This is a genomic window from Gallalistipes aquisgranensis (genome assembly GCF_014982715.1).
Taxonomy (GTDB): domain Bacteria; phylum Bacteroidota; class Bacteroidia; order Bacteroidales; family Rikenellaceae; genus Gallalistipes; species Gallalistipes aquisgranensis.
Window position 1 is genome coordinate 1,407,155 of the sequence record NZ_JADCJY010000001.1, and the last position, 22,386, is coordinate 1,429,540.

22 protein-coding genes are annotated in these 22,386 nt (G+C 61.3%); 12 read left to right on the top strand and 10 right to left on the bottom strand.

Annotation, left to right across the window (positions count from 1 at the left end; translation table 11 throughout):
* Nucleotides 1–9 precede the first annotated feature (9 nt).
* The 5 genes from INF32_RS05645 to argF form a co-directional block, all read right to left on the bottom strand.
* Nucleotides 10–1,410 (bottom strand): peptidylprolyl isomerase, encoded by a 1,401-nt coding sequence (locus tag INF32_RS05645; protein WP_226387386.1) that lies wholly within the window; start codon nt 1,408–1,410, stop codon nt 10–12.
* A 34-nt stretch (nt 1,411–1,444) separates the two neighbouring features.
* Nucleotides 1,445–2,305: a peptidylprolyl isomerase gene (locus tag INF32_RS05650; protein ID WP_226387387.1), complete on the bottom strand. Its 861-nt coding sequence runs from the start codon at nt 2,303–2,305 to the stop codon at nt 1,445–1,447.
* A 62-nt stretch (nt 2,306–2,367) separates the two neighbouring features.
* Nucleotides 2,368–3,216, bottom strand: a complete 849-nt coding sequence (locus INF32_RS05655) for a CPBP family intramembrane glutamic endopeptidase (RefSeq protein WP_226387388.1) — start codon at nt 3,214–3,216, stop codon at nt 2,368–2,370.
* Between the two features lie 79 nt (nt 3,217–3,295).
* Complete coding sequence (locus INF32_RS05660) at nt 3,296–4,054, bottom strand: 2-phosphosulfolactate phosphatase (protein WP_226387389.1); 759 nt, start codon at nt 4,052–4,054, stop codon at nt 3,296–3,298.
* Between the two features lie 7 nt (nt 4,055–4,061).
* Nucleotides 4,062–5,066 (bottom strand): ornithine carbamoyltransferase, encoded by a 1,005-nt coding sequence (gene argF / locus INF32_RS05665; RefSeq protein ID WP_226387390.1) that lies wholly within the window; start codon nt 5,064–5,066, stop codon nt 4,062–4,064.
* Nucleotides 5,067–5,242: 176 nt separating this feature from the next.
* Here argF and INF32_RS05670 point away from each other — a divergent pair, with 176 nt between their 5' ends.
* From INF32_RS05670 to mnmE, 5 genes are read left to right on the top strand one after another with little or no spacing between them, the layout of a single operon-like run.
* Complete coding sequence (locus INF32_RS05670) at nt 5,243–6,025, top strand: ParA family protein (RefSeq protein WP_226387391.1); 783 nt, start codon at nt 5,243–5,245, stop codon at nt 6,023–6,025.
* On the top strand, nt 6,009–6,890 hold the full coding sequence (locus INF32_RS05675; protein ID WP_226387392.1) for a ParB/RepB/Spo0J family partition protein: 882 nt from the start codon (nt 6,009–6,011) through the stop codon (nt 6,888–6,890). The genes INF32_RS05670 and INF32_RS05675 overlap by 17 nt, the downstream gene beginning before the upstream one ends.
* A gap of 5 nt (nt 6,891–6,895) precedes the next feature.
* The gene (locus tag INF32_RS05680; protein WP_226387393.1) at nt 6,896–8,026 is read left to right on the top strand and encodes a DUF5683 domain-containing protein; all 1,131 of its coding nucleotides are present in this window, start codon (nt 6,896–6,898) and stop codon (nt 8,024–8,026) included.
* 2 nt (nt 8,027–8,028) lie between these two features.
* The gene (locus INF32_RS05685; protein ID WP_226387394.1) at nt 8,029–9,303 is read left to right on the top strand and encodes a lytic transglycosylase domain-containing protein; all 1,275 of its coding nucleotides are present in this window, start codon (nt 8,029–8,031) and stop codon (nt 9,301–9,303) included.
* A 1-nt stretch (nt 9,304) separates the two neighbouring features.
* Nucleotides 9,305–10,711 carry a tRNA uridine-5-carboxymethylaminomethyl(34) synthesis GTPase MnmE gene (mnmE, locus tag INF32_RS05690; protein WP_226387395.1) on the top strand — a complete coding sequence of 469 codons (1,407 nt, stop codon included), beginning with the start codon at nt 9,305–9,307 and terminating at the stop codon, nt 10,709–10,711.
* 39 nt (nt 10,712–10,750) lie between these two features.
* Here the strand turns inward: mnmE and INF32_RS05695 are convergent, their stop codons facing one another.
* From INF32_RS05695 to INF32_RS05715, 5 genes are all read right to left on the bottom strand, one after another.
* Nucleotides 10,751–11,281: a methylated-DNA--[protein]-cysteine S-methyltransferase gene (locus tag INF32_RS05695; protein ID WP_226387396.1), complete on the bottom strand. Its 531-nt coding sequence runs from the start codon at nt 11,279–11,281 to the stop codon at nt 10,751–10,753.
* Nucleotides 11,282–11,285: 4 nt separating this feature from the next.
* Nucleotides 11,286–12,515 carry an MFS transporter gene (locus tag INF32_RS05700; protein WP_226387397.1) on the bottom strand — a complete coding sequence of 410 codons (1,230 nt, stop codon included), beginning with the start codon at nt 12,513–12,515 and terminating at the stop codon, nt 11,286–11,288.
* A gap of 11 nt (nt 12,516–12,526) precedes the next feature.
* Nucleotides 12,527–13,195: a FadR/GntR family transcriptional regulator gene (locus INF32_RS05705; RefSeq protein ID WP_226387398.1), complete on the bottom strand. Its 669-nt coding sequence runs from the start codon at nt 13,193–13,195 to the stop codon at nt 12,527–12,529.
* Between the two features lie 233 nt (nt 13,196–13,428).
* Nucleotides 13,429–14,322: a helix-turn-helix transcriptional regulator gene (locus tag INF32_RS05710; protein ID WP_226387399.1), complete on the bottom strand. Its 894-nt coding sequence runs from the start codon at nt 14,320–14,322 to the stop codon at nt 13,429–13,431.
* 49 nt (nt 14,323–14,371) lie between these two features.
* The gene (locus tag INF32_RS05715) at nt 14,372–15,271 is read right to left on the bottom strand and encodes a helix-turn-helix domain-containing protein (RefSeq protein WP_226387400.1); all 900 of its coding nucleotides are present in this window, start codon (nt 15,269–15,271) and stop codon (nt 14,372–14,374) included.
* A gap of 165 nt (nt 15,272–15,436) precedes the next feature.
* Here INF32_RS05715 and INF32_RS05720 point away from each other — a divergent pair, with 165 nt between their 5' ends.
* From INF32_RS05720 to INF32_RS05750, 7 genes are all read left to right on the top strand, one after another.
* Nucleotides 15,437–16,573 (top strand): aldo/keto reductase, encoded by a 1,137-nt coding sequence (locus INF32_RS05720; protein ID WP_226387401.1) that lies wholly within the window; start codon nt 15,437–15,439, stop codon nt 16,571–16,573.
* 116 nt (nt 16,574–16,689) lie between these two features.
* A complete protein-coding gene (locus INF32_RS05725; protein ID WP_226387402.1) occupies nt 16,690–17,589 on the top strand; it encodes a flavin reductase in 900 nt (299 codons plus the stop codon).
* A gap of 13 nt (nt 17,590–17,602) precedes the next feature.
* Complete coding sequence (locus INF32_RS05730) at nt 17,603–18,424, top strand: carboxymuconolactone decarboxylase family protein (protein WP_226387403.1); 822 nt, start codon at nt 17,603–17,605, stop codon at nt 18,422–18,424.
* A gap of 59 nt (nt 18,425–18,483) precedes the next feature.
* Entirely contained in the window at nt 18,484–19,050 is a 567-nt protein-coding gene (locus INF32_RS05735; RefSeq protein ID WP_226387404.1) for a sugar O-acetyltransferase, read from the top strand.
* A gap of 101 nt (nt 19,051–19,151) precedes the next feature.
* The gene (locus tag INF32_RS05740) at nt 19,152–19,715 is read left to right on the top strand and encodes a flavodoxin (RefSeq protein ID WP_226387405.1); all 564 of its coding nucleotides are present in this window, start codon (nt 19,152–19,154) and stop codon (nt 19,713–19,715) included.
* A 161-nt stretch (nt 19,716–19,876) separates the two neighbouring features.
* Nucleotides 19,877–20,893: a DUF362 domain-containing protein gene (locus INF32_RS05745; RefSeq protein ID WP_226387406.1), complete on the top strand. Its 1,017-nt coding sequence runs from the start codon at nt 19,877–19,879 to the stop codon at nt 20,891–20,893.
* A 324-nt stretch (nt 20,894–21,217) separates the two neighbouring features.
* Complete coding sequence (locus INF32_RS05750) at nt 21,218–22,285, top strand: helix-turn-helix domain-containing protein (protein ID WP_226387407.1); 1,068 nt, start codon at nt 21,218–21,220, stop codon at nt 22,283–22,285.
* The last annotated feature ends 101 nt before the right edge of the window (nt 22,286–22,386 follow it).

The window sequence follows — 22,386 nt, forward strand, 5'->3', positions numbered from 1 at the left end:
CCGTCCGTTCTATTTCAGCCACGCCTTGTTTTCGAATTCCCCGTTTCGGAACTCGGGTTCGATCCGGATGTACATTCCCTCGATCTTCTGGTTCAGCCACTTGTGGAACTCGGTATCTTTCTTCTTCTCCAGGGCGAGGCTCTCCAGACGCAGGTAATCCTCTTTCAGCCCGGCCGGATGCGCCGGGATGATCTTCAGCAGCTTGATCACCTTGCTCTGTACGTTTCCCCGCATATCCTGCGCCTGAAACGCATCGGACACGTCACCCGGTTTCATATCCTTCAGCACGTTGTAGTCGCTCACAGGCAGTTCGTCCTTCATGAAACGGGTCGAGGTCAGCTTGGCGTCATAGGCGTTATACATTTCCAGCATGTCGTGGTTGCTGACCAGACCGCCGTTCAGTTTGGAGTACTTGTCGTCCGAATTTTCCAGCGCAGCCTGCTCGAAAGTCAGATCACCCTTGCGGATCAGCGTCACCAGACTGTCCAGCACCCGGTCGGTCTCGTTCAACTCCTCATCCGTAAAGACGGGACGCAGCAGGATGTGGCGCACCGTGTAGAGGTTACCGTCCTTTTTGATCATCTCGATCAGGTGGAATCCGTACTCGGTCTCCACCACTTCCGATATCTGCCCCGGCTTGAGTTTCACCATAGCATCGGCGAAAGGCTTCACGAAACCCTCCTTGGGCGTAGGGTCCATCTCTCCGCCCCGGATTGCCGAACCGTCCACGGAGTACATGCGGGCCAGCATGTCGAAACGGGCCCCGTTCAGAATCCGCTCACGCATCCCCAGAAGCCGCTCCCTCACGCGCTGCTTGGCTTCCTGTGTGGAGGAGGGGAACTTCGTGATCTGCGCATAGACATACTGTTCCGGCACCAGCGGCAGACTGTCCTTGTCGATCGAGCGGTAGTAGCGTTCCACTTCGCCCGGGGTGATGGTCACCTTGCTCTCCACCTCGTTCTGCATGCCCTGCGCATAACGCATCTCCTCGTAGCGCCGTTTCAGGTCCTCCTTGATGTCGAACACGGGCTTATGGTAAAATGCCTCCAGAGCCGTCACCCCGCCCCGGTTCTTGATCATCTGCTGGACGTTCTCCTCCACGGTCTGTGCGATGTCGTCGGTCTGTATCTGCACCGAGTCGATCAACGCCTGGTTGTACAGCAACTTCTGGAGCAACAGCTGCTCCAGCGCCTCGTTCTTCGGATCGCGGTCGGACGTGTATCCCTGCTGGCGCCGCTGCTCCACCAGCTGGCGTCCCACCTCCTCCAGCTCCGAGTAGAGAATGGCCGAGTTGCCCACCACGGCCACCACCTGGTCGGCGATAAACTTCTGCTGGGCCTCCGCCCGCTGGGTGCCCGCGCCGAGCAGCGCGAGGGCCGCAAAGGCCGAAAGTGCGGTTCTTTTCAACATATTACGAATTCGTTATTGTTTTCTTCCGTTCAAATCACTTGCCTGTATTTATCACGATCCGGTCGTCCTCCACGGCCGCCCGATAGATGCTGTCCTCGTACCGGCGGATGATCTCCGACTTGCGCTGGTTGAAAAGCACCCGGCGGATCACCTCCCGCACCCGTTCCACGGGATTGGCCTGCCCCACGCCCAGATAGTCGGTCACCAGCACCAGATACCGGAAACCGTCATCCGCATACTCCGCGATCTCTCCCCGCTTCGGTTCCACAGCCCCTCCGCTGCGCCTGACAGGGAGCGGGGAGACGAACTCGGCCCATTCCGTCCACGCGGGAAACTCCTTCAATTCGAAATCGTTCTTCTGGCAGATATCGAGAAAATCCTGCCGGTCGGTCTCCTTCGCCGAGCGCATCAGTTCCTTCAGCTTGGCCTGCTGCCGGTAGGTCGCCGGAATCCGGACGATCACGCCCCGCACGATCGGCCGGTCGAGCACGAAATCCGAACGGTGGAGGTCATAATACTGCCGGATATCCCCGTCCGTAAACAGGGTATCCAGCTCCCGGTCCACGTAATACTGGTCGATCTTGAAACTCAGCAGCGAGTTGCGGTAATCCTCCACCATGCGGTCGATGTCCCGCTGTGCCCCGCCGAGCATCCTCTCGGCCTCCTGCACCTTGAGCTGCTTCTTCACCCACATGTCCACGTACGATTCCAGCAGCTTCACGCTGTCGGAAGGGGTCAGCCCCGGCGTGAAAATAGACGTCACCTCGCCCATCAGCAGCGTGCGTTCGCCCACCCGGGCCAGCACCTTGTCGCCCGCGAACGGGTTCGGGAACTCCTTGCACCCTGCCAGCAGCACACACAGACAACCGAAAGCTATTTTAACAGGCTTCACCATACCGAAAATGCAAAGATACACTTTTTCGCCGAAAACCGCGAAAACTTTCTCTTAACAACGCATCACGCATTCAGTTTATTATCCCCGGAGGCTCCTCCGGCCCGTTTCCGCCTCCGCAACGAAAAGAACATCTGCACGCAACCCGCGGCAAGCACCGCCACGGCGACCGCATAAACGATCCGGTAGACGGATTCATCCCCGATCATGGCTCTCGTCGTTTCGATCCGCCCGTCCTCCAGCACCATCGTAAACCAGGCGATGGCATTGTTGACCGCATGGATCAGAATCACCGGCACCAGCGACCGGGTGCGGGCATAGACGCAGCCGAGCACCAGCGCGACGCAGAAGGCGTTGAGCGCCTGCGGAGGCACGGTATAATGGGCCGCCGCGAAGATCACAGAGGCGGTCAGGATACCCGCGACAGGCCCGTGCCTGCCGGCGACCGACTCCTGAACGATACCCCGGAAAAAAATCTCCTCCATCACGGGAGCCACCACTACGGACGTAAGCATCATCCAGCCTCCCATGCCGACCAGCTGTTGCAGGGGAGCGAACTGCTCCTCCGGAAAGAGTTCCAGCAGAGGCTCGATCACCACCGAGGCGGCGAACGTGAGGATCACGCCCCACAGCACGATGACCGGAGAGCCACCCCGGAGCGAAAACCGGAGCAGGGGGCGTCCGCCTCCGCGCACGACTTTCAGCCAAAGGGAGAACAGGATCGCCGAAGAAAACTGCACGACATACCCCACAAACATGGCCAATCCCTGCGAAGCCGATCCCGTGTGAAGCAGAAGTCCCGCCACCACGCCTCCCGCCAGCGTTCCGAGCACCAGCATGCCCAGCATCGCCAGCACATCGCGCCAGGTGGGGAAAGCCTCCCTGCGGGGCCCTTCGGAGCCCGCCGATGTCATCGTCCTGTTTTCCGCCCCCGCTTCTCCGGAAGCCGGGACAGGCCGCACGGAAAGCCCGGCGGCAACCCCGCCGGTTCTGTTATCGCTCGTTTCCCGTTCCATCCGAATTCAGTTTTCTGATCTCCCCCATCGCATCGTAACAGGGGACCGTATCGTAAATATCCCTCTGCAGACAGAAATCAATGTCCGCGAAATAGCCGCGACGCACGATATCGTTATAATGGTAAGTGGTCGAAAGACGCCGTTTCACATCGTCGCGCCCTTCGAGCCACATGCGCTGCATCACTTCGGCAATATCGGTGGTACCGTAACCGTACCGGGCCGCCAGCACGTCGGCCATGGCGCCCGCACAGAGCCCGTCCTCCGCCGTGAAACGGTCATCGCGGCCCGAGCACACCAGCACCACGTCGCGCCCGGCAGCGGCCAGCGCCGCACACACGGCGCTCATGTTGATGAATGCGGCCACATAGATCGCGTGCGCCCCGCGCGAATTGTAGATAGCCCGCGTTCCGTTGGTGGTGGTGAACACGATCGTGGCTCCCCCGACATCGGCCCGCGTGTAGGCCAGAGGCGAGTTGTCCTTGTCGAACCCCTCGATCTTCACCGTATTCCGTTCACCGCCCAGCAGCACCCTTTCCCCCGCGAACCGTTCCCGCATGGCGAGGGCATCCCCCACGGTCACCACGGGAATCACCCGCGCGGCTCCGTTATGGATCGCCTCGACGATCACCGAAGTGGCCCGGAATACGTCGATCACCGCCACGCTGCGCTGCGACACCCGCTCCGGAGTCACCTCCCCGGCGGCGATCGCCACGTCCACGGTAGGTTTTCCGCTCACCTGCATATCACTCCTCCCCGGCCAGCGTGGCCACCATGACGGCCTTGATCGTGTGCATCCGGTTCTCCGCCTCGTCGAAAACCACCGAGGCGGGCGACCCGAACACCTCGTCGGTCACCTCCATCTCCTTCAGCCCGAACCGGGCCCCGATCTCCGCCCCGACCTTCGTTTTCAGGTCATGGAACGCCGGCAGGCAGTGCAGGAACTTCGCCTGCGGATTTCCCGTGGCCTCCATCACGGCCCGGTTGACCTGGTAAGGCGAGAGCAGGCGGATACGCTCCTCCCACACGGCGTCGGGCTCTCCCATCGACACCCACACGTCGGTGTAGACGAAATCGCATCCCTTCACTCCTTCGGCCACGTCTTCGGTCAGCGTGATCCGCCCCCCGGATTCGGCGGCCAGCTCCCGGCAGGTCGCCACCAGGCCCGCATCCGGGGCGCACGAAGCCGGCGACACGGCCCGGTAGTCCATGCCCAGCTTGGCGGCACATACCATGAGCGAATTGGCCACGTTGTTGCAGGCATCGCCCAGGAAACAGAAACTGATTCCGGAAAAGGGCTTGTCACAATGCTCCTGCATCGTCAGCAGGTCGGCCAGTATCTGCGTGGGATGAAACTCGGTGGTCAGCCCGTTCCACACGGGCACGCCCGAACAGCGGGCCAGCGTCTCGACCACCTCCTGCGCATATCCGCGGTACTCTATGCCGTCGTACATACGCCCCAGCACCCGGGCCGTGTCCTCGATGCTCTCTTTCTTGCCCATCTGCGACCCGGTAGGCCCCAGATAGGTCACCTGCGCCCCCTGGTCGTGGGCCCCCACTTCGAACGCGCAGCGCGTGCGGGTCGAATCCTTTTCGAAAAGGAGCACGATGTTCTTTCCCTCCAGCCTCCGCCGCTCGCGCCCGGCCTTCTTGTCCGCCTTGAGCCGGGCGGCAAGCGCCACCAGCCCCGTAATCTCCTCCGCCGAGAAATCGAGCAGTTTCAGAAAACTGCGTCCCTTCAAATCCGCCATCTTTTCCTGTTTTAATCGTTAAACCGCTTCAAATGTACATATTTTCCCCGGAATTGCGATACGTGCGGCGGCACTAATCGCACGCGGGAGGAGAAAATATAAAGGGGAAGGTGGGGGCGATTCGGGATTTTTCATTAATTTTGTCGGGTTAACCAAACGGATTAAAGAGAGAGATTATGGGGAAAATCATCGCCCTCGCCAATCAGAAAGGCGGCGTAGGGAAGACCACCACGGCGATCAACCTGGCCGCGAGCCTGGCCGTACTGGGGAAGAAAGTGCTGCTGGCGGACGCCGATCCGCAGGCCAACGCCACCTCGGGGCTGGGGCTGGACATCAACGGCCCGAGCATCTACGACTGCATCGTGGGAGAGTCGCCCGTGGAAGAGGTGATCGTAAAGAGTCCCGAGGTGAAACGGCTCGACATTCTCCCCTCCAACATCAATCTGGTGGGGGCTGAAACCGAGCTTCCCAATCTGGAAAACGGACATTTCAGGATGCGCAGGATGCTGGAACCGGTCCGGGAAAAATACCAGTACATACTGATCGACTGCTCTCCTTCGTTAGGGTTCACGACGGTGAACGCGCTCGTGGCGGCCGACAGCGTCCTGATCCCCGTACAGTGCGAATATTTCGCGCTCGAAGGTCTGGGCAAGCTGCTCAACACGATCAAGATGGTGAAGGGGCAGCTCAATCCGGCGCTGGAGATCGAAGGGTTCGTCCTCACGATGTACGCCCGCACGCGGCTGGCCAACCAGGTGGCCCACGAGGTGAGGGAGCACTTCGGACACCTGGCCTTCGAGACGATCGTCCAGCGTAATATCCGCCTGAGCGAGGCCCCCAGCTACGGCAAACCGGCCCTGCTGTACGACGCGGCTTCGACCGGAAGCGTGAACTACCTCAACCTGGCCAAGGAACTGATAAAGCGAAACAAACAGAATGACTATGAATGCCAAAAATAAAGGCCTGGGCCGCGGTCTGGGCGCCATTTTCGAACTGGAAGGCGCCTCGGTGCCCGGCAAGCACACCGTCAGCAGCATGGAGGAGATCGAGCTCTCGCTCATCGACCCCAATCCCAAACAGCCGCGCACCCGCTTCGACGAGGACGCCCTGGAGGAGCTGGCCGATTCGATCAAGACGCTGGGCGTGATCCAGCCCGTCACGGTGAAAAAGGAGCCGTCGGGCCGCTTCACGATCATCAGCGGCGAACGGCGATGCCGGGCCAGCCAGCTGGCCGGGCTGAAGACCGTGCCGGCCTACGTCCGGGAGGTGGACGACCAGACCCTCCACGAAATGGCGCTGGTGGAGAACATCCAGCGACAGGACCTGAACGCCATCGAGGTGGCACTGAGTTTGCAGCGGCTGGTGGACGAATGTAACCTCACGCAGGACACGCTGGCCTCGCGCGTAGGCAAGAAGCGTTCGACGGTGGCCAACTACATGCGCCTGCTGAAACTGCCTGTGGAGGTGCAGCTCGCCTTGCGGGAGGACCTCATCTCGATGGGGCACGCCAAGGCGATCGCCTCGCTGCCCACGCCGGAAGCCCAGCTCCACCTGTTGCGCCGCACGCTCAAGAAGAGCCTGTCGGTGCGTCAGACCGAAGAACTGGTGCGGAAGATGACGGACGAGGAGTCGAAGCGCAAGAAGGAGGTGCCCGAAGAGGAGTTTCCAGAAAGTTATACGAAACTGGTGGAACAGCTCGAACGCCTTTTCACGGAGGATATCAGCATCCGCCGGAACAATAACGGAGGCGGCAAGATCACCATCGGCTTCACCTCGGACGAGGAGATCGAGCGGTTCCTGCACAGGTTCGAACAGATCGGATAGCCATCATGCGTTTGCGGCACGGAAGAAGCATAGCGGTTTGGCTGACGGGAGCATGTATCCTGTTCGCCCTGGGCGGTTATGCGCAGGACAAAAAGGACAAGAAGGAGAAAAAGGACAAGAACGCGCCGCAGGAGGTTCCGGAACCCAAACGCTACAAAGTGGAGGGCGGGATTCTCCATGAAGTGAAGGTGGAAAAACTCTCGGACACGCTCACCCGCGAAGTGGTGGTGCCCGATTCGGTGCAGAATGCGGTGGATTCCACCGCGCTGCTCTCGGCCCGCGAACAGCGTCGCCTGCGCAAGGCCCTGCTGGACTCGACGGGCCAGCGCCACAGCGCCATCTTCCGCGATTCGATGCCCATTTCGCGCGTATGCGCCATTTCGATGGTCGCCCCCGGGTTTGGACAGCTCTATAACGAACAGTACTGGAAGATTCCCGTGGCATGGGCCACGCTCGGCACCTCGCTCTATTTCGGGCTCCAGCAGAACAAGAAGTACAAAAGTTACAAGGGAGAGTACGAGGCCATGCAGATGCGAAACGCCTCGCAGGAGGAGCTCAATCCCGTGCAGGCGAAGATGATCCGGCACAACACCTACCGGCAGCTGCTGTTCGCCGGAGCGCTGGCATCCTACATCTATTTCATCGGGGACGGAGCGGTCAACTACCAGGGATACGCCACCTCCGTCAAGAAGGCCACGACCCTGTCGACCATCTGTCCCGGCGCCGGCCAGTTCTACAACCGCAGCTACTGGAAAGTGCCGATCGTACTGGGCGGTTTCGCCACGATGGCCTACATGATCGACTGGAACAACCGGGGATACAAGCGGTTCAAACTCGCCTACGACCTGGTGACGGACAACAACGACCTGACGGTGGACGAATTCAACGGCCGCTACTCGGCCGATTTCCTCCGCAACCTGCGCAACAACTACCGCCGCAACCGCGACCTCTGCATCATTCTGACGGGAGCGTTCTACCTCCTCAACATCATCGACGCCCACGTGGATGCCCAGCTCAAGGATTACGACATCAGCGACGACCTGGCCGTGACGGTGGAACCGACCCTCACCAATTTCTACTCCATGCGACAGAGCCAGAGCAATCTGGTGGGATTCAGCATTAAATTCACATTCTGACGATGAAAACGACCGGAACGACGCTTCTTCTCGCCCTGCTGTGCTCCCTCTCGATCACGACGGTCCGGGGCGGCACGGAAGGAGACAAGAACGAAACGCTCGCCAAATACACGCCCGAGATTTACGATTCGCTGGTGTCTTCGTGGTACTCCCGCAACGTGGTCTCCTCGTTCGACACCTTCTTCAACGACTTCATCGACCTGAGCGACGACTCGACCGCCGTGGTGAGCGACGTGCCCGATTCGGTGTACAGCTCCCGGCTCAAGATGCTGCTCTCCCCGATCCAGCTCCCCTACAACCAGATCATCAAACGCTACCTGGTCGTCTATACCACCACGCGGAAAAGCACGATGGAGCGTATTCTCGGCCTCTCGCAATACTACTTCCCGATGATCGAGGAAGAGCTCTGCAAGGCAGGGCTGCCGCTCGAACTGCGCATGCTTCCGGTCATCGAATCGGCTCTCTGCCCCACGGCCGTGTCGCGCGCAGGAGCCACGGGTCTGTGGCAGTTCATGTACGGGACGGGACGCACCTACGGATTGGAAATCACGTCGTTCGTCGACCAGCGCCGCGACCCCGTGATCGCCACGCAGGCCGCCTGCCGTTACCTGAAGGACCTGTTCGACCTCTACAACGACTGGACGCTGGCCATCGCCGCCTACAACTGCGGACCGGGCAACATCAACAAGGCGCTGAAGAGGGCCGGAGGCGAAGCCAAAAGCTACTGGGATATCTATCCCTATCTGCCCCGCGAAACGCGCGGCTACATTCCGTCGTTCATTGCGGCGACCTATGCCTACACGTTCCACAAACAGCACCAGATGGAGCCCGTCTCCCCGCCGATCCCCCTCTCCACCGACACGATCCACATCAGCCGGGTGATGCACCTGGAACAGATCACCTCCACGCTCGAAACGCCGATCGAGGTGCTCCGGTCGCTCAATCCGCAGTACAAGCTGGACATCATCCCCGCGCTGGACAAAACCTACACGCTGACTCTCCCGCAATACGACGTAGCCCGCTACCTGGACCGGGAGGCCGAAATCCTGGCCAAGGACACCCTCTACCTGGCCCAGTACCTCAAACCGTCGAACCTGGACGCCACGAAAAAAGAGTTTTCGCTCACCTCCCAGACCTACCGTGTCAAAAGCGGGGACACGCTGGGCGCCATCGCCCGGCGTCACGGAGTGACCGTCTCGCAGCTGGTGAAGTGGAACCGCCTCAAGAGTTCCAAAGCGATTCTCCGGATCGGCCAGCGACTCGAAATCTACCGGTAACATGACCGTCGAAGGGACTATCGCTGCCGTTGCCACCGGCGCAGGAGGCGCTCTCTCCGTCATCCGCATCAGCGGCAGGGAAGCGATCGCCGTTTGCGACGCGGTGTTCCGGGCCGCCTCGGGCAGAAAATTATCGGACCAATCCGGTTATACGCTCCATTTCGGACGCATCGTCGCTCCGGAAACGGAAAAGACGATCGACGAAGTGCTCGTCTCTCTGTTCCGCGCCCCCCGCTCCTACACGGGAGAGGATATGGCGGAAATATCCTGCCACGGCTCGGCCTATATCCGGCAGGAGATCATGAAACGGCTGATCGAGGCCGGAGCCCGTCAGGCCGGTCCGGGAGAGTTCACCGTGCGGGCCTTCCTCAACGGAAAGATCGACCTGTCGCAGGCCGAAGCCGTCGCCGACATGATCGCCTCGTCCGACCGGGCGACCCATGCCATGGCACTCAATCAGATGCGGGGGGGATACTCACAGGCGTTCGACACCCTGAGGGAGGAGCTGCTGCACCTGGTCTCCCTGCTGGAACTCGAACTGGATTTCAGCGAGGAAGACGTCACGTTCGCCGACCGCGGCCAGTTGGATGCCCTGCTCGGACGGATCGCCGGAGAGGTCGGCACGTTGCTCCGGTCGTTCAGTCTCGGCAACGCCGTAAAGACGGGAATCGGCGTGGCGATCGTCGGTCCCCCGAACGTAGGGAAATCGACCCTGCTGAACGCACTGCTGAGAGAGGATCGGGCGATGGTCTCGGAAATAGCTGGCACCACACGGGACGTCATCGAGGAGACGGTCTGCATCGGCGGTGTCCATTTCCGTTTCATCGACACAGCCGGCATCCGGGCCACAGACGACACACTGGAGCAAATGGGTATCCGCCGTACTTTTTCCTCGATCGGCAAGGCACGAATCATCCTGTTGCTGGCGGACGGATCGGAAGAGCGCGGCACTCTCTGCCGCCGGATCGAAGAATCCCTGTCAGACATTGCCCTCCGTACCGGGCAGCGTCTTTACATTTTGCTCAACAAAACGGATAAAACGGCTTCCGGCGATCCGGAAAGTCTGGCCGACAGCATCGGTTCCCGCTTCGGACACCCCGCACTCGCCATATCGGCCAAAGAGAACCGGAATCTCGACCGGCTGACCGATCTGCTGTCACGGAGCATCGACACCGACCCGCTGTACGACGGCACTCCGGTCGTATCCAACACCCGCCATTACGAAGCACTGCTCCATGCGTCCGAAGCACTCGACCGGGCCCGTCAGGGTCTGCACGCGGCTCTCCCGTCAGACCTGCTCTCCCAGGACATCCGCGAAGTGCTCTACCATCTCGAAACCATCACCGGCAAAATCGCTACCGACGACATCCTGAGCGAAATATTTTCGAAGTTCTGCATCGGAAAATAAACATTCCGCGTCGAAAATACAGCCCCGTCCTCCGACCGGTTACAGGGCGGTACCGTGTTTCGGAACGAAGAAACGGGAGGTGTCGATTCCTTCGAGGGTGAGCAATGCGGTCTTTCGCGTGAGGCCGCCCGCATATCCCGTGAGGCTGCCCCCGCTACCCACGACCCGGTGGCAGGGAATGATGACGCTCACCGGATTGCGGCCCACGGCACCGCCCACGGCCCGGGCCGAGCCGCCGGCTCCCCGCTGCCGGGCGATCTCCGCAGCCAGTTCTCCGTAGGAGACGGTCTCCCCGTAGGGAATTTGTAACAGAGCCTTCCATACGGTCTGCCGGAACGGAGTGCCCGCCGGGTTCAGGGAAGGCATGAAATCGGGTTTCCCGCCTCCGAAATAGCAGTCGAGCCATTCGATGGTCTGCACGAACACGGGAAGCATCCGCTCGCAGTGCTCCGCGCAGAGCGTGTTGCCGAAGTATCGCTGTCCTTCGAACCAGAGGCCCGTAAGGTTCTCGCCGTCGGAGGCGATCGTTATGCCGCCCAGAGGCGACCGGTAAGCATAGGTGTATTGCATGGTATCAGGATTTGATTCGTTTGCCTTCGATGTCGGGCAGGAAGCCCGTGATAACGCCCAGCAGGGGCAGCAGGGTGCTGACCCGAAAGATGAACTCGATGCTGGTACGGTCGGCCAGCCAGCCGAAAAATGCCGATCCGAGGCCGCCCAGTCCGAACATCAGTCCGAAGAAGACGCCCGCGATCATACCCACCTTGCCGGGCATCAGATCGGTGGCGTAGACCAGGATCGCCGAAAAGGCCGATGAGATGACCACGCCGATCACGACGGAGAGCACGATGGTCCACGGCAGCGACGCGTAAGGTAGCAGCAGGGTGAAGGGTGCCGCCCCGAGAATGGAACCCCAGATCACGTATTTCCGTCCGAAACGATCCCCTACGGGACCTCCGATGAGCGTGCCCGCAGCCGAGGCGGCAAGGAACGCGAAGAGGCAGTATTGGGAGTGCTGTACCGACATGGAGAATTTCTCCATCAGGAAGAAGGTGAAATAATTGGTCATGCTGGCAATATAGAAGTATTTGGAGAAGACCAGCACCGTCAGAATGAGCAGGGCCGTGCGGATTTTCCGCCGGGTCAGGCCGGGGGCCGGCGCAGACGTCTCGGCCGCGGCGCGGCGGGCGGCCGTGCGCAGCCGGCGTTTGTACCAGCGGCCGATCCGGATAAGGATGAAAATGGCCAGCAGGGCGGCCAGTGCAAGCCAGCCGATCGCCCGCTGGCCGAAGGGGATCACGACCAGGGCAGCCAGCAGGGGACCCGCCGCGCTTCCGGTGTTACCGCCCACCTGGAAGATGGACTGTGCCAGCCCTTTCCGTCCGCCCGACGCGAGTTGGGCCACACGGGACGATTCGGGATGGAAGACCGAAGAGCCCCAACCGACCAGCGCCACGGCGAGCAGAATCGCGGCGAACCCCGGAGCGACCGAAAGCAGGAGCAGGCCCGCGAGCGTGAAGCACATGCCGAGAGCCAGCGAGTAAGGACGGGGATGCCGGTCCGCAAGGGTGCCCATGACAGGCTGCAGAAGGGAGGAGGTCATCTGGAAGACCAGCGTGATGATGCCGATCTGGGCGAAGGAGAAGCCGAACCGGGCCTTCAGCAGCGGATAGACGGCCGGTATCACGGACTGCATCATGTCGTTGAGCAGATGCGTCGCACTGATCATCAGCAGAATCGGATATACCGTTTTCCCGGTCTCCGGGGCGGCGGGAATGCGGACGGAGGAAGAGAGTCTGTTCATGCGGGGATCGGTTACGGTTCTTCCAGAATGAGAGCGATCGTGCGCAGCGCCTCGCGGGGCTCGCGGGCGGCGATGTGGCCGGTCAGTTTCTCGTGCGAGGGCTGGGATGCGAGCAGACAGGACGTGTCGTCGTAAATACGGCGGAATCCCCGCTGCAGGTGGACCGACACGGAACGGTACAGTTCGGCGAGGATTTCATTGTGCGTGGCTTCCGCAACGGCCGTGTGGAACGCGATGTCCGCCGCGATACACGCGTCCAGCTCTCCGGCAGCGGCCGCCGCACCCCGCTCGCGCAGGTGCTCTTCCATGCGCCCGAGGTCCTTCTCCGTGCGCCGTCCGGCCGCCTTCTCGGCAATGGCGGCCTCCAGTATCCTGCGCACTTCGTCCAGGTCGCGGATATCCGCACGCTTCAGCCTCTGCTCCATGGGCTCTCCCTGCGCCGAAAGATTCTCGACGAAAGTTCCGGTCCCCTGCTGCACTTTCAGAAGACCCGTGTTGGCCAGCATCCTGACCGCTTCGCGCACCGTCGAACGGCCGACGCCGAAAATACGCATCAGTTCCGGTTCGGGCGGCAGTTTCTCGCCGACCCCGAACTTTCCTGCGGTGATCTGTTTCCGGAGCCGCCCGGCCAGCTCTTCCGCCAGGGAAGTTTTTCTGAGCGCAGAGCCTCTTATCATCATATCATCTGATGTTTTCGCAAAGATAGCGATTTCTTCCGGAAGTGCAATCCCCCCGGAGAAAAGTTCCGGACCCCGGACTGTTTCCGCACGGGCGGACACCTCCGGCCGTATTCCCCGACGGTTCCCGACACTTCCCGGCTGTTCCCGATTGTTCCCGGACATTCTTCCCCGTTCCTTCCCGTGTCCGGACCGGAGGAAGGAGGGGACGGAGCGGGGCGACCGGAGAGCACCCGCTAATTCAATGTCCGGTAATCGCCCGGAGCAAGACCGTTGAGCTTTTTGAAGAGGGCGCAGAAGCACTGGGGGGAAGGAAAACCCAGCTCTTCGGCGATCGTTCCGATCGGTACGCGCGAACGGCGCAGCCTCCGTTTGGCGATCTCCATCCGCTTGAGGGTGACGTACGCCTCCGGCGTGCGGCCCGTCTCGAACGCCAGCAGGTCCGTGAAATAGGCGGGCGAAAGGCCGAGCTGCTCCGCACACGCTTCCGTCCGGGGCGGTCCCTGCCTCTTCATCCCTCCCCGGGCGACGTAGGCCTCCAGCAGAAGGTCGTAGCGTCGCAGCAACTCCCCGTTGGCCAGACAGCGCGTGACGAACTGCCTCTCGTAGTAACGCCTCCCGTAATCCAGCAGGCATCCGAGGTGCCTGGCCAGCAGTATGCCGCGGAAGGGGTCCGACGGACGGCGGAGTTCCTTGCGGATGTCCTCCAGGCAGCGGACGACCGTCCGGCGCTCGCGCAGCGAGGGATGTAGGGCTTCGCCGGGGGCGTAGCCGAAGAAAGTGCACTCGTCCAGGACGGCGTGCAGTGCCGGAGAGTCGATGCCGTCGGCCCGGAAGACGACCAGCCACCGGTCGGCGGCGGAATTCTTTTCGCAGACGAGGGCCCGGGACACCTCCGGCCCCCGGAACAGCAGCGTCCCCTCGTCGTAATCGTCCGGACGACGGCCGTAGAGCGGTCCGTCGTTCCCGGCACGGTCGCGCAGGAGGATCGTGTGGTAGTCTCCCAGGGCGAGGAGGGGAAGCAGGCGTCCGATCTCTTCGTCCCGGCCCGCCTCGACGGCCGGGAAAGCCGTACGGTCGTCCGTCCGCTCCATGCCGGGGAGGACATGTCGGTTCGATTGTGGTTTCATGTTCATGGCTGGAAAGTGCGGCGACGGGCCGCATCGCCCTGCGGGAAGGTCAGTCGCGCGCCGTGCGGAATTCGCCCGGGGTGAGACCCGTCACGCGTTTGAACATCCGGCTCAGGTGCTGCGGATACTGGAATCCCAGCCCGTAGGCGATCTCGCTCATCGTGCTGTCCGTCGAGAGCAGGGCCTCCTTGGTCCGTTCGATCAGTTTGTTCTGGATATAGTCCGACGCGGTCTGCCCGGTCTGTTTGCGGATCATGTCGCCGAAATAGTTCGGCGAAAGACACACCTTGTCGGCGAAATACCGGACGGTCGGCAGCCCTTCTCGCTGCGGGGCATCGCTGTCGAAATAGTCGTCCAGCAGCCGTTCGAAACGCACGATGATATCGCGGTTCACCTCTTCGCGGGTGGTGAACTGACGTTCGTAGAAACGCATGCAGTAGTCGAGCAGCAGACCTATGTTGGCCGTGATCAGCCGGCGGCTGTGCTTGTCGATCGCGTGTTCCAGTTCGGCCTCTATTTTATGCAGGCAGTCCATGACGGTCTGCCGCTCCTCCTCCGAGAGGTGCAGCGCCTCGCGGGTCTCGTAGGAGAAAAACGAGTAGCTTTTGATCTCCTGGCCGAGCGCGGTGCCGCGGATCAGGTCGGGATGGAACAGGATGCCGTAGGCCCGGGGCTGCACGTCCTCCAGCAGCTCCGTCACGGTCACCTGCCCCGGAGCGAACGCGACGATCGTGCCGTCCTGATAGTCGTAGCTCTGGCGCCCGTAGATGATGTTGCCGCACTTGACGTCCTTCAGGTAAAGGGCGTACACCCCGTAGTTGATTTTGAGTCGGGTCGGCCAGCGGGTCGCCTTCGACAGATCGACGACGCTCACCAGCGGATGAAGGGTTTCGAGTCCGAACAACTTGTTGTATTTGTCCACCTCGTCGAGTTTGATGAATTCTTCCATGGCTCGGTCCGTTTTCTTTTCTGCAAAAGTAATTCATTTATTCCGAAACAGGTACACCCGCAGAACGGAATCGGGAATTCGGGTAGGAACATCCGTAAATCGTATACAACCCCGCCCGTCCGATAACGGTAATTTTGCCATCGGAACCCCAAAACCGAAGAAATTATGGATCGCAGGGAATTCTTGAAAAAGGCATCGGGCGCCGCCCTGGTTGCCGTAGGAGCGGCGGCGGGCGCCTCCCGCATATTTGCCGGGACCTCCCTTTCCTTTCCGGGAGGAAGCACGGCCGGCGCTTCCTCCCGGAAAAGGAAGGACCTCCCGATGGAGCATCGTCAACTCGGTCGCCTGGACGTGTCGGCCATCGGTCTGGGCTGCCTGCCGATGGTGGGCTACTACGGCGGCAGGTACGAAAAGAAGGATATGATCGCCCTTATCCGCCGTGCCTATGACAGGGGAGTGACCTTTTTCGACACGGCGGAAGTGTACGGGCCTTATACGAGCGAGGAGTGGGTCGGCGAGGCGCTCGCCCCGTTCCGGGACAAGGTGAAAATCGGCACGAAATTCGGTTTCGGAGTCGAGGAAAAGCAACCGACCGCCCTGAACAGCCGTCCCGACCATATCCGCCGTGCCGTGGAAGGGTCGCTCCGGCGGCTGCGTACAGACCATATCGACCTTCTGTACCAGCACCGTGTCGATCCGGACGTGCCGATGGAAGAAGTTGCCGGAACGGTAAAAGAGTTGATGCAGGAGGGGAAGGTCCTGCACTGGGGACTGTCGGAAGCGAGCGCACGCTCCATCCGCCGCGCCCATGCCGTATGCCCCGTGTCGGCCGTGCAGAGCGAGTATGCCATCTGGTGGCGCGAACCCGAAACGAAGATATTCCCGACGCTCGAAGAGCTGGGCATCGGCTTCGTTCCCTACTGTCCGCTGGGGCGCGCCTTCCTGACAGGCGTCATCAACGAAGACAGCCGTTTCAAACAGGGCGACCGCCGCTGGAACCTGCCGCAATTCACGCCCGAAGCACTGAAACACAACATGCCGCTCGTGGCGCTCGTCCGCAGATGGGCGGAGCGCAAAGGCATGACCCCCGCGCAGTTCGCCCTCGTGTGGATACTCTCCCGCAAGGCGTGGATCGCCCCGATACCCGGCACGACCGACCCCGCCCATCTGGATGATTTTCTCGGTGCAGGAACCGTCCGTCTGTCGGCTTGGGAAACGGAAGAGTTCGACAAGGAATACGCGCAGATAGACCTCGCGGGACACCGCGCCGACCCGTTCACCGAAAGCCAGATCGACAAATAGGAAAAGCCATGGATATAAAAAAGTCATTATGGATCGTCTGTACGCTGTCCGCAGCTCTATGCTCGTGCGGACGACCGGCGGCGGAAAAAGATGCGAACCGGCAAAATACGACGGAAATGGAGAAGAAAAATATCGGAAACCTGCTTGCACTCTATCCGAAACCGATGACGGTCGTCGGTGCCGAGGTAGGAGGCAAGGTGAACTGGCTCGTCGTCGGGCATACGGGCATTATCGGCCACGACCGGATACTCGTGAGCATGAGCAAAAGCCATTATACCAATCAAGGGATAAGAAAGTCCAGGAAACTATCAATCAACCTCGTGAGCCGGGAGATGCTGCCGAAAGCCGACTACGTGGGCAGCGTGAGCGGCGCGTCGGTCGACAAATCGGGGGTATTCGACTACCATTGGGGAGAGAACGGTTCGCCCGTGATCGACGCCTCGCCGCTGACGATGGAGTGCGAAGTGGTGGACATCTTCGAAACGGAGGGTTTCGACAACTTCGTCTGCTCCGTCGCCAACACCTACGCCGCCCCCGATGTACTCGACGACAGCGGCCGCCTCGACTACACCCGCCTGAAACCCGTGCTGTTCACCTTCCCCGGCTATTCGTATCTCGCCACGGGCGAGGTGATCGGCAAATGCCTGAACCTGGACAAGCAGCCGGGAATGTGCGCCAAGGAGCCGATGGCCGCCGACGGCATCGTGCGCCTGTCGGAAATAGAGGTCCATCCGCAGTATCTCGACGAGTATATGAAACACGCGGCCGAAGTCGGCGAAATCTCCCTGCGCACCGAACCGGGAGTGCTCACCATGTACGCAGTCCGCAAAAAGGAAAATCCCTGTATGGTGACCATTCTGGAGACCTATGCCAGCAGGGATGCCTACGAATCGCATATCGCGTCGGAGCATTTCCGGAAGTACAAGCGGGAGACGCTGCACATGGTCAGATCGCTGACGATCTCCGACCAGACACCGCTCAATCCCACGAACAAACTCAACAATTTCATTCAATAAAAACGGAACGGTTATGAAAAAAATTCTGTTATTTTCGGTATTCGGCATTTTAACGTTCAATATTATGGCACAGGAAAAAATCAAACAGACGGCGGGGCGCGACCAGCTCGGGGAGTTCGCCCCCAAATTCGCGGAACTCAACGACGACGTTCTTTTCGGCGAAGTATGGAGCCGCACCGACAAACTCGGACTGCGCGACCGCAGCCTGGTCACGATCACGTCGCTCATCAGCCAGGGCATCACGGACAGTTCGCTCACGTTTCATCTCCAGTCGGCGAAGAACAACGGCATCACCCGCACGGAGATCGCCGAGATCATCACTCACATCGGTTTCTACGCGGGATGGCCGAAGGCATGGGCCGCTTTCCGGCTTGCGAAAGAGGTGTGGGCCGGGGATACGGCGGGAGACGATGCGAAGGCCGCTTTCCAGCGGGAGATGATCTTCCCGATCGGCGAACCGAACACGGCCTATGCGCAGTATTTCATCGGGAACAGCTATCTCGCTCCGATTTCGCGCGAGCAGGTGTACATATCGAACGTGACGTTCGAGCCCCGCTGCCGCAACAACTGGCACATCCACCGGGCGACATCCGGCGGCGGACAGATGCTCGTCGGCGTGGCCGGCCGCGGCTGGTATCAGGAAGAGGGGAAACCGGCGGTGGAGATTCTTCCCGGCACGGTCATCCACATTCCGGCGAACGTGAAGCACTGGCACGGTGCCGCGGCCGACAGCTGGTTCGCCCATCTGGCGTTCGAGGTTCCCGGCGAGAACACCTCCAACGAATGGCTCGAACCCGTCACGGACAGGGAATACGACCGCCTCGGACAGCGGTGAAGCGTATCGGCCGGCACCGCACCGGACCGATCGGGTGAAAACCGGAAAACAACGACGACATGACCATCGAAAATTTCAAAAAGTACGTACAGGAACGCCGGCCCCTCGACACGGAGGAGATACACCGGTTCATGGACGAGATGAGCGACGGGGCGAGGCGCATCACCTTCCGGCTGAACGCGGCGTATCACACGCCCGACGAGGTGCGCGAACTGCTTTCCGAGCTGTTCGGCTACCGGGTGCCGCGGTCGCTCCGCGTCTTTCCCCCGTTCTACACGGATTTCGGCAGGAACATCTCCGTGGGCGAAGGGGTGTTCATCAATGCCTGCTGCCAGTTCCAGGACCACGGCGGAGTGACCATCGGCGACGGCTGCCAGATCGGACACAATGTAGTGTTCGCCACGCTCAACCACGGGCTGGCTCCCGAGAAGCGCAGGTCCACCGTTCCGGCTCCGATCGTGCTCGGCAGAAACGTGTGGATAGGCTCCAATGCGACCGTCCTCCAGGGAGTGACCATCGGCGACAACGCCGTGGTGGGTGCGGGAGCGGTGGTGACGAAAGACGTGCCGGCGGACACGGTCGTCGGCGGGGTCCCGGCGCGGGCGATAAAGTCCGTCAGAGAGTGACCGTCCGGTACGGACGGTCACCGGAGGCGGTCCGGCGCATCCGCCGCACGTCGCGGCCGGATGAAAATCATGCAACGATCCGAATGTAAAAAAACATGAAAATGAAATCTCTTTTAATCGCTTTTATGATCCTTCCCTGGATCAGTCCGCGGGCGACGGCGCAGGAGGGCGCGGCCCGCGATACCGGAAACCGGCGCATACTGGTGGCTTACTTCTCGGCGACCGGAACGACGGCAGCCGCTGCGGAAAAACTGGCCCGTGCGACGGGAGGCGAACTCTTTGCGATCGCTCCCGCACAGCCCTATACGGATGCCGATCTCGACTGGAACGACAAAGGTTCGCGCAGTTCGGCGGAGATGAACGACCCGAAGGCACGGCCGGCACTCAAAGCCGTGAAGGGGAGTATGGCCGGATACGACGCGGTGTTCGTCGGGTATCCGATCTGGTGGAACCTCGCTCCGCGGATCGTCAACACATTCATCGAAAGCCACGACCTGAAAGGCAGGAGCGTGATTCCGTTCGCCACATCGGGCGGGAGCGGTATCGGCAACAGCGAGGCCGCACTGAGAAAGACCTACCCCGATCTGAAATGGAAAAACGGGAAACTGCTCAACCGGACCGACGAGAAAGCCATCCGGGCATGGGTGAAGGAGCTGGGATACTGACGGCCCGGCCCGGAAAGAGCCCGGCGCCCCCGTCCCGGAAGGCGGAACGGACGGCAAACCGGAACAGACACAGGGACATCCGCAAACAGGGCGATCCGTCCGGACGAAAAAACGGTTACCTTTGCAGCAGTACGGAACCGACACATCAAAACCGAATAACCATGATACGAACAGTCTGTATGATTTCATTGTTGAGTTTCGTCTCTCCCGAGCTGCCCGCGGCAGAGCGCACCGCCGGCGGCGGGGAGCGGCAGGATGCCGCACGCGAAGAGACGAAAGGGGGTAAGAGCGCCGCGGCGAAACCCGTGGTCTACTTCACCCGGGAGATCACGCCCGGGGCATTGGTGAAAATTTACGAGGCGCTCGGACGCCCGGCCACCGGCAAGGTGGCCGTCAAGCTCTCCACAGGCGAACCGGGCAACAACAACTACCTGAACCCGAACCTCATCAAGGACCTGGTGCAGAAGATCGACGGCACGATCGTCGAGTGCAACACGGCCTACGGCGGCGGCCGGGCCTCCACGGAAGCCCACCTCAAAGCCGCGGAGGAACACGGTTTCACGAAGATCGCCCCGGTGGACATCATGGATGCCGACGGCGAGGTGGCCCTGCCCGTCCGCGGAGGCAGGCACCTGAAGGAGGACTTCGTCGGCTCGCACTATCCCGACTACGATTTCACGGTGGTCCTCTCCCACTTCAAGGGGCATCCGATGGGCGGTTTCGGCGGCGCCATCAAGAACATCTCCATCGGCATCGCCTCCTCGGGTGGCAAGGCGTGGATTCACTCGGCCGGCAGGACGAAGGACGCAGGCAAGGTGTGGGGCGACCTGCCCCCGCAGGACGATTTCCTGGAGTCGATGGCCGAGGCCGCAAAGGCGATCGCCGACCATTGCGGCGACCGGATTCTCTACATCAGCGTGGCCAACAATCTCTCGGTGGACTGCGACTGCGTGGCCAAACCGGAAGACCCTAAAATGGGCGACATCGGCATTCTCGCCTCGCTCGACCCCGTCGCCCTCGACCGTGCCTGCGTCGACATGGTGCGCTCCTCGGACGACCACGGGAAAATCCACCTGATCGAACGCATCGACTCGCGCCACGGCATGCACACGCTGGCCCACGCCGAAGCCCTCGGCATGGGCAGCCAGCAGTACGAACTGGTGACGCTGGAGCGGTAGACGGCCCGCTCCCCGCACTCGGAAAACGGGCCTCCGTCCGCTTCCCCCTCCAGGAAAACCTCCCCGGTCCCGGCACGTCCCGGTGGCCGGGGAGGTTTTTTTCCGTCCCCGGCCGCAGGCATCACGCGGCGTGTCCTCCCCCCCGCCCTCCGAAAAACGCCCCGGACGGCACCCCGCCCCCGCCGGCGCCGGAACGAGGCCCGGAAACGGACAGACACCGTCCTCCGCGGAGAAAATTTCCCGACAGGTGTTGCAAGATTCACAAATACCCCTATTTTTGTAATATATTCAAAAAACCACCGACACCTCCCGCAGACCGACGGTATGACGACATTTTCAGAGAATCTTGCCCACTTCGTCCACGGAGCCGCCTTCATGTTTTTCGTGAGCACCGGCCTCCGGCTCCGTTCGCTCCGCGGACGCAGTTCCATGATGAAAATTCTCTACCGGAGCATGGTCTTCCTCGCGTTCCTGGAGCTGAAGGACATCTGCTTCCTCATACCCGGCGTATGGGCAATTCCCTACGTGTCGAATCTGGTCACCAGTCTGGACATGCTCTACGTACCGGTCATGGCCCTCTTCATGTTCGAGGTCATCTCGCCCGGCTGGGTCAATCCGCTCCGCTCGGCGGCCATGATCCTGCCCTCGGCCCTGCTGCTGGCCGCCTACGCCCTCTTTCCCCGCCCGTGGCTCTATACGGCGACGTTCGTCTACGCCGCCCTGTTCGGCTTCACGGTCATGGTCATCGTCTTTCTGGCCGGCTCGCGGTACGACAACTACATCAAGAACAACTTCTCCCAGATCGACGACCTGAGCGTCGCCTGGATTCGCAAGGTGATCGTGGCGCTGTTCGTCTGCCTGACGCTCTGGACGCTTCTGGTCTGGCGGGCGAGCTGGCTCGGCGACGCGGCCTACTACGCGGTCTCCGTAGTGGTCTGGATGCTGATCTACCGCTTCTCCTGCAAACACGCCGTGGTCGTACAGCCCGGCACGCTGAAGATATTCCCCTCCGCGGAAAGCGGCCGCCCCGACCCGCCGGCGGGAGAGGTCTGTCCCTTCGCCGGACGGCTCCGCTCCTGCATGGAGGACGACCGCCTGTTCCTCAATCCCCGCCTCACGCTGGCCGAAGCGGCTGCCGCGGTCGGCACCAACCGCACCTACCTCTCCGACTACCTCAACCGTCACCTGCACACCACTTTCTACGAATACGTCAACGCCTTCCGCGTGGAGGAGGCCCGCACCCTGCTCTCTTCGGGTGACCGCCGCCCGCTGGCCGAAGTGGCCGAGATGAGCGGCTTCAACTCGCTCTCCACCTTCAACCGGGCCTTCGTAAAGGCCACCGGCTGCACGCCCGCCCGCTACATCAGGAAACACCCGGGCGGCACCCCCTGAACCGCCCCGACCGCCCCCGCGGGGAGACTTTTTGAAGGAATGACGCTTATTTTGTTCGCATGACACCGTTTTTTTGACCGTCTGCCCGCAAATTTGTCCGA